We start from the raw sequence: 12038 nt of genomic DNA, 5'->3' as shown, positions 1-12038 counted from the left end.
GGATAAAACGGCCAACTCGTCCGGTTAACCCGGTCGCAGGCTAACTCTCGAATGATTTGAAGGTTTTGAGTGAAGATCGCTCCGGATACGAGTATGCCTAACGATCTCTGGTCAGATAGACGCGCTAGAAGACGCCAGGCCGCCCAACCCCTCGCAGCCCGCATGCGCCCCCGAAACCTCGACGAGTTCGTCGGACAGCAGCACTTCCTCGGACCGGGCAAACTCCTCCGACGCCTCCTCGAAGCCGACCGCCTCGCCTCCGCCCTCTTCTGCGGCCCGCCCGGCACCGGCAAGACCAGCCTCGCCACCCTCCTCGCCGCCCACACCGCCCGCCGCTTCGAGCAGGCCAACGCCACGACCATCGGCGTCAAACAGGTCCGCGAAATCCTCGACCGCGCCCGCAGCCACCTCGAACTCCACGAACAGCGCACCATCCTCTTCCTCGACGAGATCCACCGCTTCAACCGCGCCCAGCAGGACGTCCTCCTAGGCGACGTCGAGTCAGGCATCATCACCCTCATCGGCGCCACCACCGAAAACCCCTTCTTCGCCGTCAACGCACCCCTCGTCAGCCGCTCCCACGTGTTCGAGTTCCAGCCCCTCGACGAAGCCGAGATCCAAACCCTCCTCACCCGAGCCCTCCAAGACACCGACCGCGGCTTCGGCCAACTCCCCATCGAACTCACACCCGAAGCCGTCGAACACTGGGCCATGGCCAGCGATGGCGACGGCCGCCGAGCCCTCACCGCCCTCGAAGTCGCCGTCCTCAGCGAAAAGCCCGAACCCAACGGCCAACCCCTCGTCATCGACCTCGCCCTCGCCGAACAATCCATCCAGCAGAAAGCCGTCGTCTACGACGGCACCGGCGACGAGCACTACGACACCATCTCCGCCTTCATCAAAGCCATGCGCGGCTCCGACCCCGACGCCGCCATCTACTGGCTCGCACGCATGCTCACCGCCGGCGAAGACCCCATGTTCATCGCTCGACGCATCGCCATCCTCGCCTCCGAAGACATCGGCAACGCCGACCCCCAGGCCATCCAGGTCGCCGCCGCCGCCTACGACATCACCCACCGCATCGGCATGCCCGAGTGCCAGCTCACCCTCGGACAGGCCGCCATCTACATGGCCACCGCCCCCAAATCCAACGCCTCCGCCGTCGCCATCTGGTCCGCCATGTCCGACGCCAAACACCAACGCACCCAGCCCGTCCCCAAACACCTCAAAGACGGCCACTACGCCGTCGCCAAACAGCTCGGCAGGGGGGTTGGTTATCGGTACGCCCACAACGACCCCGACGGCCACGTCGCTCAGCAATACCTCGGCGTCGACAAAACCTACTACACCCCCACCCAACGCGGCCACGAGCAGCGCATCAGCCGATTTCTCGCCTGGATCGCCGACCGACAAGCCCAAAACCTCTCCGAAAACCCCGATCAGGGTGCTACGCTGTCAGAGACAGACCACCCGGCGGATGGCGTAGGAAGCCCCAATTCGCCGAATCAGGAATAGCGGGCAAGGAACACCGCTAACCCGGAAACACCCCGGTCAGCGAGCATGGAGGTCGCACCATGGTTTTGGGATCACAATCACCACGCCCGGGGATGGACAGGCTCTACCGCGTCTCCGGCCGCCGACGCCGCGGGGCCAAACGCTCCTGGCTCGTCCTGATCCTCCTCCTCGCCGTTGTCGGCATCCTCATCTACGCCCTCACCGGATTCGGCACCGACGACACCCCCCAACAGGCCGACGCCTCCGCCACACCCGATACCACCACCCAAACCACCCCGCCCTCACCCCCGGTTAACACCCTCCGCCTCGACGGACGACCCGTCGTCATCCCTGAGCCCGAGCCAACCGAACCGCCCGCCCCGTCGTCGAACACCCAGATCACCACGCTCGTCGCCACCGACGGCGAGCCCCTCATTGCCTCCGTCCCCGAAGCCTCCGCCCCCTGGCAGCCCCAGATCGACCCCCAGACCGAGCCCGCCATCGCCCAGGCCGCCGAGCTGATGGAAGCCAACAACCTCCTCGAAGCCCGCCGCGTACTCAGCCGAGCGCTCTACACCGAAGAAGTCCCCGCCAAGCCCATCGCCGACGTCCTCCGCGGACAACTCGCCGACATCAACGCCGAACTCGTCTTCACCGACCGCGTCACACCAGGCGACGACCTCGCCGAACGCTACCGCATCCAGCCGGGCGACTTCCTCTCGCGCATCGGCCCCCGCTACGACATCCCCTACCAGCTCATCGAACGCATCAACGGCATCGAAGCCAACCGCATCCGCGCCGGCCAATACCTCAAAGTCCTCCGCGGACCCCTCCACGTCCGCGTCGTCCGCAGCCAGTACGTTATGGACGTCTTCGGCCGCGACCCCCAGGGCGAACCCGTCCACGTCATCTCCTTCCCCGTCGGCCTCGGCGAAAACGACTCCACCCCCGACGGCATGTGGCTCGTCGAGCCCGGCCGCAAAGTCATCAACCCCGACTGGCGCAACCCCCGAACCGGCGAGTACTACAGCCGCGACGACCCCGCCAACCCCATCGGCAACTACTGGATCGCCCTCGAAGGCATGGACGCCCAGACCGCCGGCCAACGCGGCTATGGCATCCACGGCACCATCGAACCCGACTCCATCGGCTCCCAGGCCTCCATGGGCTGCGTCCGCCTCCGCGACGAAGACATCGAACTCCTCTACTTCATGCTCGCCAGCGGCGACAGCACCGTCGAAATCCGCGAATAAACCCACCAAACCGCAACTCTCCCTTGGAGTCAACCACATATCGGAGTAACCTATCTTCTGGACCGCCACGGTCCGGAGGAGCGGTCTCATGCGTGCAGGCTCTGCGATTTGTGCATTTTGGGGGATATGTGTGTTGGGCTCTGGAGTTGCAGATGCTGATTGGCTTTCTCCTGTAAAGCAGTTTCTGCCACCCGAAGCAGTGGCAGTTCAATCTGGATACGGCTATAGCCTCGATTGGTACGGAGATTACCTACTAGTAGGTGGCTCTGACGCTTATAACCCCGATGCTCCTACACCACAACTGGCAATATTATTCAATTATCAAACAGCTGAAGTGCTTCAAATTTTTATGCCGCCAACTGGTGAATCTACTTCACGCTACGGGCAGCAGGTCGCGATAGGAGAAAGTGGAGTTGCGATTTCGGCACATCAAGAAGTATTTTTCTATGGGTTTGATGTAGCTAATGGCAGCTGGATAAATACAGGCAGCCAAGCGTTCAGCAATAAATTCTACAGTGCGATTGGTGAACATATAAGTATAGACGGTAACCTCTTAGTAGTCGGTTCAGACCACGAGGAGGAATCCGGTGTATTGCATATAATTAATCTTGAGAATGATGCGCCGTCACAGATAGTTAGGCCGTCCGAGCTCGTCCCAAAGCAGTGCCGTGGCTGTGCCGGTGAGTTAGTCCCCGCTGAGCAGAGATTTGGATGGGGTCTTGATATAGACGGTAATCAGATGCTTGTAGCAGGTATCGATTTAAATCAAGATAGACACTTCACTAGTAGAGGATCTGTCTATTTGTACGATATAACTACTATGGAAAGACAATTTAAGTGGCAACCTGCAACGCAGTACTCCAACGAAGATCTGTACCTAGGGTCGCGTGTTGCCATAAACGGCAATCGTTCGGTGGCTTCAGAATTCGGCCGTGCATATCTTTTTGATAACGATAATGGTGATTTAATAGCTGATTTATATCCTTTCCCCGATGATATACACCAGATGTCCGGCACGTCAACGACAGGTTATTATGGCCGCTCAGTAGCTATAGGTGAAAAATATGTAGCTGTGATGGGTAGTACCCTCTACGACCCCCGGTCGCAGTTTGCTGTGCCTGGGTATCGTACCCCTACCTTACTCGGGCCAGTAGGAATATACCTCTTTGATCGCGAAGACGGCTAGCTGCTGGCATGGCTCCCTGTACTAGGTATCGGTGACATGGATTTTCGGGTGAATGATTTGATCATCAGCAATGCGGAGGGCGTGTCTGTCTACGACCTCAGCTACCTACCTGGTGACTTCGACCAATCCGACACCCTTGACCACGCCGACCTCGCCTACATCACAGCTCGATTCGGCACCGGCGACGAATCCGCAGACCTCGACGACTCCGGCACCGTCGACGCAGACGACCTCAACCTCTGGCTGAACTGGGTCAAATGGACCCAGCCTGGCGACACCAACCTCGACCGCCGCATCGACCTCATCGACCTCAGCAACCTCGCCACCCACTTTGGCGGCCCCGGAGACTACGCCCAAGGCGACTTCGACGGCTCCGGCACCGTCGACCTCATCGACCTCTCCATCCTCGCCACCCACTTCGGTTTCGACAACAGCAGCCCGCTCGTCCCCGAGCCCGCTGCGCTGCCCCTCCTCACCCTCGCCGCCGCAGCAAGGCTCCGGCCCCGAGCAACACCAACCCGCTAGCCGGCTCCGGCACACTCCCCGAAAACCCGAAGTTCGTCGCCAGCGTCGACAGATCAATCAGATCGACCACCCCATCCGCGTTGAAGTCCGCCTGCGCATACGCCGTCGCCGCACCGCCAAAGTTCGTGGCCAGCGTCGACAGATCGATCAGGTCCACATTCAGATCCAGGTTCGCATCGCCCGGCGTCGTGCCGAACAGGTTTAGCCAGAACGCGATATCCCCCGCATCAAAAAACGAACTGCCATCCAGATCAAACGCGTTGTCAAACGTCCCGAACCGCACCGCGTCATATAGCATTTCCAGATCGGCAGAAGTCAGATCGCCGGAATCATCGAAGTCACCCAGCAGGATCACCTCCAAAATCTCGAACTGATGCTCCGCAGACCCAATCCCCGCCACCAGCGGCGCGCCCGCCGGCCACGCCACCCCGCTCGCCTCAGGCGGCAGCACCCAATCAACCGCCGGACCGCTCAGGTTGCTGATCGCCGACAACCCGATGTCCACCGGATCCAGAAAACGGATGTACTCCACCGCCGCGTCATAGAACCCGGGAGCCAGCGGACCCGGGATCGCCACACTCTCCAGATTCGAACCGGGGTTCAGCACCAGCGAGCCATCCAACGTGTTCGCGTCCAGCACATCCGCAAACCCGGCATCCGGAACAAAGCCCTCCACCCGGGCAAGCACCAGATCGGCCAACGCCGCATCCGCCGGCTCGTTCCAGATCAGCGACGCCGGTCCCTCCGTGAGAAACGCCCCATCAGGCGGGCTCAGGATCAACCCGGGATCCGGCAGGTCCGAAGCCATCACCGACGACTGTAGCTGCGCCTGAAAGCTGTAGGTCCCCGTCACCGACCCCGGATAAACCACGCTGATCGACCACGTGTCACTGCCCGGCACACCCGTCCCATCGAGCAGATCAGCAAGCAGCGCCTCAGGATCAGACTCCGCAAAAAACTCACCATCCCCCTCAGCCGTCAGCGGGACCAGCGACCCGTCCGGCAGCGTCACGCTCGCCGCGACCGCATCCTCCACATTCAAGATGAGTTCAGCGCCCCAAGGCTCGGAACCGCCCTGATTACCCAGCAGCACGATAAACGAGCCCTCCTTGGGCACCTCCAACGCCATCGCTGACGAACTCAAAGCCAACGCAGCAAACAGAGCAAACTGGGTCGTCAACGCCTTCGACATCTTTCATACCTCCTGGAAGAAATCCCTCAGACACCCAATCTAGCCATTCCGCTCGAACTGGCCAGCATTTTCTGCCCAGCTTGATCGAAAGCCGCTAGGCCCGACAGTTCTCAGACATCCCCGATCGTCAGCGTCACAGGCGTCTGCGGGCTCGCCGGCTGAGGCGATCCCTCCGACTCCACATGCAGCTTCGATTCACGCTGCGTCGACCAGTCCGTCACCAGCTGGTCCGGTGCCTGCCCATCTTCACCCGGATGCGTCTTGAGGATCCGATATGTGTTGTCACGCTGCGCCGGCGTGAACCCCGCCGTCCGGATCAGATGGCACAGGTAAGGCTCCGTCAGGCAATACGTCGTGCCCGCCGCCGACACCACGTTCTCCTCCATCATCACCGAGCCCATGTCGTTCGCCCCGTAATACAAAGCAAGCTGCCCGATCTTGGGCCCCATCGTCACCCACGACGACCCGATCGAATGGATGTTGTCCAGGAACAACCGGCTGATCGCCTGCATACGCAGGTACTCCGAAGCCCCCGCCATCCGCACCACCTTCCCCGCCTCAGGTACCGCCGCGTCGCACGCCTTCTTGTCGTTCGGGTCGAGCTCCCCGCTGTAAACCAGATCGGCCAGCACGTCCCCCGGGAACGGCTCGCCCGCCTCCCGGTCGTAATCCGGCACCCGACCCAGGGGCGTGTTCTCCCGCTGGAACGGCCACGCGATGAAACTCAAGTAATGCCCCGGCCAGTTCCCCGCCAGCGCCAGGTCCTGACGCTCCCGCACCCGAGCCATGTGATCGATCCGATCCGCCACGCCCTCGATGTGCCCGAACATCATCGTCGCCGAGGTCTTCATCCCCAGCCGATGAGCACACGACATCACATCTAGCCACTGCGTATCCGTCGCCTTGCCCAACCCGATCCGCCGACGAACATGCGGCGCAAAGATCTCCCCGCCCCCACCCGGCAGCGAGTCCAGACCCGCGTCCATTAGACGACGCAGCACCGCTTCCAACTTGGCCTGCCAGACCTCATCCGACAACTCATGGCTCTTCTTCGGATCGGTGGTCGGATAGCCCTCCAGCTCCAGCACCGCCACGAACTCCACCACCTCAGGCGGCGAAAACCCGTGCACATGCACCTGCGGAAACTCCGCCTTGATCCCGTGCAGCAGCTCCTCGTACCAGGCCAGATTCAGCCCGGGGTGCATCCCACCCTGCATCAGGATCTGCGTCCCGCCGATGTCCACCAGCTCCCGAATCTTCTCGTGAAGCTGCTCCGTCGTCAGGATATAGCTGTCCTCGTCCCCCTCATCTCTGCGGAACGCGCAGAACGTGCAATGAGCCGAGCACACATTTGTGTAGTTGATGTTCCGATCGATCACATACGTCCGCAGCCCGCGCGAGCCGTCCGGCTGAGTCATCGGCCCGTGGATCCGATCGCAGACCGCACTGGCCCACTGCCCCAGATCATGAAGCGACGCCTCGTGATACAGCCGCAGGGCGTCCTCCCGCGACAGCCGGTGCTCGCCGGCGATCACAGCGTCCATCTTCAGTTCATCACCAAGTTGCGGATTCGAGCGGATCATGCCCACATCGTAGGGTCGATCACCCCCCGGAGCACGGCCTCATCTCACCCGTGAATCTGGAGAATCAGGAGGCCATCTGGCGGGAAACCAGCGGGCTGATCGCGGTGGCGAATAGGCAGAGGGAACGCCGGGATCGGGAAGGGGGGTTGCGGGGGGCTGGGGGAGTGGGGGGTGGGGGGGGTCAGACTTCCTGGACTTCTTTGGTCTTCTTGGCGATTTCTTCCTCGACCGTCGTCTCGTGCTTCTTGAGCAGGGCCTGGATGTCCTCCTTGGCGCTCTCGATCTCGTCTTCGCTGATGTGCTGGGTCTTGTCTTTGGCGAGCTGATCGATGTGCTTGTTGGCGTCCCGCCGGGCGTTGCGCATCGCGACCTTGGCCTGCTCGCCCATCTGTTTCACCGAGGCCGCCAGCTGCTTGCGCCGGTCGCCCGACAGCGGCGGGATCGTGATCCGGATCTGCTTGCCGTCCACCACCGGGTTCAGCCCCAGCCCGGCCGCACCGATGCCCTTGGCGATCTCCTGAACGGTCGAGCCGTCGTACGGCTTGACCAGGATCTGCGTCGGCTCGGGTGTGCTGATCAGCGCCACGCTCCGCAGATCGGTCTCCGATCCGTAGACCTGAACCTTCACGAACTCGACCAGCCCGGTCGACGCCCGGCCGGTGCGGACCCCCTTCAGCTCGTTGCGCATGTAATCGAGCGATTTATCCATCGTCTCTTCGGCGTGCATCTGGATTTCATCGAGGTCCATCGGAACATCCTTTCAAACATCCGGGCGAGCCGCCCAGTCTAGCGTGCTCCCGGCGGATCCGGAGCCATCCATCGTCGCAGCTCAGGGCGTCACCAGCGTCCCCCGGCTCTCGCCCGAGACCACCGCGGCGATGTTGCCCGGGGTCTTCATGTCGAACACCGTGATCGGGATGCTGTTCTGCTGGCACATCGTGAACGCAGCCAGGTCCATCACGGCCAGCCGCTCGTCGATCGCCTGATCGAACGTCAGCTTCTCGTACCGTTTGGCGTCGGCGTGCTTGACCGGGTCCTTGTCGTAGACGCCATCGACCTTGGTGGCCTTGAGCACGAGGTCGGCCCCGATCTCCGCGGCCCGCAGCGCCGCCGCCGAGTCGGTCGTGAAAAACGGGTTGCCCGTCCCCGCCGCGAAAATGACCACCCGGCCTTTTTCGAGGTGCCGGATCGCGCGCGCACGGATGAAGGTCTCTGCGACGGACGAAAGATTGATGGCACTCAGCACACGAGCCGGCTGCCCGAGCCGTTCAAGAGCCTCCTTGAGGGCCAGGGCGTTGATGACGGTCCCGAGCATGCCCATCTGGTCGGCGGTGGCCTGATCGATCTGGCCCTCGGTCGCCAGCGAGGCCCCGCGGATCATGTTTCCGCCCCCGACCACCACGGCCAGCTGAGTGCCGACTTTGGCGGCCTTGACGATCTCCGAGCCGATCAGCGACAGCTCCTCGGGGTCGATCCCGGAGGCCCCGGGCTTGCACAGCGACTCCCCGGAGAGCTTCAGGAGCACCCGCTGATACTGCGGTTTGGCGGCGTTTTCCGGGCTTTTTTGGACGGAATCAGTCATAAAGGGTCAACTTTGAGGGTTCAAAGAGCGGGTTTTCGGGCCGATTTCCGGCATTGGAGCCGTCCCGGGCCCCGGGGTCAACCCGGTCAGGCGGGCTTCTTCGAACCCGCCTAAAGCGGGCAAGCCTACTGCCCGCAACAGGTTAGCGACATCTCGAGCTGATCCGAGTAGCCTTGCCTATCCGCAAAACAGCGTGTTTGTCGGGTCATTCGAGCGGATCTCGGAGAGGTCTCGGGCTTATGTGGCGTACTTTCGGACAGGTTTGTGTGGAGGTGGGTCAGTTGATGGCGACCGGGGGGCCGGTCGTGGACAGGGCGTTGTCGGGGCTTTGTGCGTGTCTGCATGCCGACTGGATTTCGGCTTTGTGGATCGAATCGACGACCCATACGAGCGGGTATGTCATCAAGGATCGTTGTCGCCACATCGTCGATGATTACGACGAGGAGCGGGTGCTGGCCGCCTGGGGTAATGGTCAGGCTGATGACTCGGCTCACCCCGGCCATCCGGGCTCGATGGTGCATGAGTTCGCTGATGAGCGCGCGGTTGAGGTGCTGGAGGGGATGCTGGGGCGCGTGGTGGTGGCTGAGCAGCATGCGATTCTTGAGCACCTCGGGCTGACCGAGTATCCCGGGTCGATGGAGTCGGTGCTTTATGGCCTTCATCGTGGGCGTGATCGTGCGCGTGTGCTGATTCGTGTGGGTCGGTCTGTGGGTCGGCGCGCGTTTGCCGATGCGGATCGGCTGCTGCTGGAGGCCGCGTTGGGTTGTCTGCCGATTTTTGATCCGGAGTCTCAGTGGGAGGAGCCGAAGGTTCAGCGGGTGGATCCCCGGCTGGTGGCGCAGCTGACCAAGCGTCAGCGTCAGACCCTTCGTTATCTGTTGGAGGGGGATTCGGAGAAGCGGGTTGCGGAGCGTCTGGGGATCAGCCCGCATACGGTGCACAATTATGTGAAGCGGCTTTATCGTTTGTTCGATGTGAGCAGCCGTGCGGCGTTGCTCGCTCGTTTTATTCATGAATCGACTGAGTTGCTGCGAGACCCGAGCGAAGTCGGGGATGGCGTTGCGGTGGTCTGAGCATCCAGTTGCGTGGTTTGCCAGCTTTCTTCGGGATTTTTAACCTGCTGCCTGTTTGGCCCGGCGGTGCGTTATCCTGTTGGGCGGTTGTTTCAGACGGATCGGATTTGAACACGCTGATCATTGAGGAGCGTTGTGATGGCTCAGACGGGCTCGTCGGGCGAAGCGGAATCCATGGAATCGGTCATGCACGAGGAGCGGAAGTTTCCGCCCCCTGCGGCGTTTGCGTCGCAGGCGCATGTCAAGAGCCTTGAGGACTACGAGGCTCAGCACAAGGCGTCGGTTGAGAATCCTGAAAAATTCTGGGCTGAGGAGGCGGCTGATCTTCACTGGTTTGAGAAGTGGGATCGGGTGCTGGAGTGGGATCTTCCTGACGCCAAGTGGTTTGTGGGTGCCAAGACGAACGTGAGCTACAACTGCATCGATCGGCAGGTTGAGGCGGGGCTGGGCGATCGGACGGCGATCATCTGGGAGGGCGAGCCGACGCCTGGTGGCGAGCCGGAGATTCGTCAGATCACCTATAAGCAGCTGCTGGGGGAAGTGAGCCGTTTCGCGAATGTGCTGAAGAATCTGGGCGTGAAGAAGGGCGATGTGGTGACGCTTTACATGCCCATGGTGCCCGAGCTGGCGATCGCGATGCTGGCCTGCGCGCGGATCGGTGCTCCGCACTCGATCATCTTTGGTGGTTTCAGTGCTTCGGCGATCCGTGATCGTGTGGAGGATGGGAAGTCGAAGATCATCGTGACGGCCGATGGCGGCTGGCGGAGGGGCAAGCCGGTTCCGCTCAAGGCCAACGTCGATGAAGCGCTGACGATGACGGACCTGGTCGAGAAGGTTGTTGTGCTTGAGCGTTGCAAGAACGACGTGACGATGGTGGATGGTCGGGATCACTGGTGGCATGACCTCGAGAAAGAGGCTGATGCGGTGTGCCCTGCGGAGGAGATGGATGCGGAGGACCTGCTGTTCATCCTGTACACGTCGGGTTCGACCGGCAAGCCGAAGGGGATCATGCACACGACCGGCGGTTACATGGTTTACACGGCGGCGACGGCGCGGACGACGTTTGATCTGAAGCCGGCCACGGCGGAGGCCGAGTCGCCTGATGTCTACTGGTGCACGGCTGACATTGGTTGGATCACCGGGCACTCGTACATCATCTACGGGCTGCTGCCGAACCGTGTGCCGACGCTGATGTACGAGGGGGCTCCGGATGCGCCGGACAAGGATCGTTTCTGGGACATCATCGAGCGTCACAAGGTGACGAAGTTCTACACGGCGCCGACGGCGATCCGTGCCTTCATGAAGTGGGGCCGGGAGCATGTGGACAAGCACGATCTGTCATCGCTGAAGGTGTTGGGCACGGTGGGCGAGCCGATCAACCCCGAGGCGTGGATGTGGTACCGCGACGTGGTGGGCGCGGAGAAGTGTCCGATCGTGGATACGTGGTGGCAGACGGAGACCGGTGGTCACATGCTGACGCCTATGCCGGGCGCGACGACGACGGTACCGGGTTCGTGTACGCGGCCGTTCTTCGGGATCGATGCGGCGGTGGTGAACTCGGAGGGTGAGGAGATGCCGACGAATGCCGGCGGGATTCTGGTGATCCGGAAGCCGTGGCCGTCGATGCTTCGCGGCATCTATGGTGATCGGCAGCGGTTCATCGACACCTACTGGACCAAGGTGGAGGGGTTTTATACGGCGGGTGATGGTGCGCGGAAGGATGAGGATGGCAACTTCTGGATCATGGGCCGGATCGACGACGTGATCGTCGTGGCGGGACACAACCTCGGGACGATGGAGGTGGAGTCGGCGCTGGTGTCGCATCCGGCGGTGGCGGAGGCGGCGGTGGTGGGTTTCCCGCACGAGATCAAGGGCACCGGGATTGCGAGCTTTGTGACGCTTCGGAGTGGTGTGGACGGGTCTGAGGATCTGATCAAGGAGATCCGGGATCACGTGGCGAAGGAGTTGGGTCCGATCTCGAAGCCTGATCTGGTGCGGTTTACGGATGCGCTGCCGAAGACACGGTCGGGCAAGATCATGCGTCGGTTGCTGCGTGACATTGCGGCGGGCAAGGAGATCACGCAGGACATGACGACGCTTGAGGATGTGAGCATCCTGGCGAAGCTGCAGGGGAAGGGCTAGTTCTCTAC

10 protein-coding genes are annotated in these 12038 nt (G+C 61.9%); 6 read left to right on the top strand and 4 right to left on the bottom strand.

The window, feature by feature from the left end:
* Positions 1 to 93 precede the first annotated feature (93 nt).
* From ACQZAB_RS02670 to ACQZAB_RS02655, 4 genes are all read left to right on the top strand, one after another.
* Positions 94 to 1515 carry a replication-associated recombination protein A gene (locus ACQZAB_RS02670; protein WP_428386849.1) on the top strand — a complete coding sequence of 474 codons (1422 nt, stop codon included), beginning with the start codon at positions 94 to 96 and terminating at the stop codon, positions 1513 to 1515.
* A gap of 59 nt (positions 1516 to 1574) precedes the next feature.
* Entirely contained in the window at positions 1575 to 2747 is a 1173-nt protein-coding gene (locus ACQZAB_RS02665) for a L,D-transpeptidase family protein (RefSeq protein WP_428386847.1), read from the top strand.
* Between the two features lie 88 nt (positions 2748 to 2835).
* Positions 2836 to 3933: a hypothetical protein gene (locus tag ACQZAB_RS02660; RefSeq protein ID WP_428386846.1), complete on the top strand. Its 1098-nt coding sequence runs from the start codon at positions 2836 to 2838 to the stop codon at positions 3931 to 3933.
* Between the two features lie 48 nt (positions 3934 to 3981).
* On the top strand, positions 3982 to 4458 hold the full coding sequence (locus ACQZAB_RS02655) for a hypothetical protein (RefSeq protein WP_428386845.1): 477 nt from the start codon (positions 3982 to 3984) through the stop codon (positions 4456 to 4458).
* Here the strand turns inward: ACQZAB_RS02655 and ACQZAB_RS02650 are convergent.
* From ACQZAB_RS02650 to pyrH, 4 genes are all read right to left on the bottom strand, one after another.
* Positions 4406 to 5650, bottom strand: a complete 1245-nt coding sequence (locus tag ACQZAB_RS02650) for a hypothetical protein (protein WP_428386844.1) — start codon at positions 5648 to 5650, stop codon at positions 4406 to 4408. The two genes, ACQZAB_RS02655 and ACQZAB_RS02650, sit on opposite strands and share 53 nt — an antisense overlap.
* 110 nt (positions 5651 to 5760) lie before the next feature.
* Positions 5761 to 7233: a radical SAM protein gene (locus tag ACQZAB_RS02645; protein WP_428386843.1), complete on the bottom strand. Its 1473-nt coding sequence runs from the start codon at positions 7231 to 7233 to the stop codon at positions 5761 to 5763.
* A 181-nt stretch (positions 7234 to 7414) separates the two neighbouring features.
* On the bottom strand, positions 7415 to 7981 hold the full coding sequence (gene frr / locus ACQZAB_RS02640) for a ribosome recycling factor (RefSeq protein ID WP_428386842.1): 567 nt from the start codon (positions 7979 to 7981) through the stop codon (positions 7415 to 7417).
* 81 nt (positions 7982 to 8062) lie between these two features.
* Positions 8063 to 8815 carry a UMP kinase gene (gene pyrH / locus ACQZAB_RS02635; protein ID WP_428386841.1) on the bottom strand — a complete coding sequence of 251 codons (753 nt, stop codon included), beginning with the start codon at positions 8813 to 8815 and terminating at the stop codon, positions 8063 to 8065.
* 239 nt (positions 8816 to 9054) lie between these two features.
* Between pyrH and ACQZAB_RS02630 the strand changes: the two genes are divergently transcribed.
* Positions 9055 to 9888 carry a response regulator transcription factor gene (locus ACQZAB_RS02630; RefSeq protein ID WP_428386840.1) on the top strand — a complete coding sequence of 278 codons (834 nt, stop codon included), beginning with the start codon at positions 9055 to 9057 and terminating at the stop codon, positions 9886 to 9888.
* Between the two features lie 138 nt (positions 9889 to 10026).
* Positions 10027 to 12030, top strand: coding sequence for an acetate--CoA ligase (acs, locus tag ACQZAB_RS02625; protein WP_428386839.1), 2004 nt, complete (start codon positions 10027 to 10029; stop codon positions 12028 to 12030).
* The last annotated feature ends 8 nt before the right edge of the window (positions 12031 to 12038 follow it).

Source organism: Mucisphaera sp., from assembly GCF_965279675.1.
GTDB lineage: Bacteria > Planctomycetota > Phycisphaerae > Phycisphaerales > Phycisphaeraceae > Mucisphaera.
Note: the sequence above shows the minus strand (reverse complement) of the source record. Positions and strands in the feature narration are given on the sequence as shown.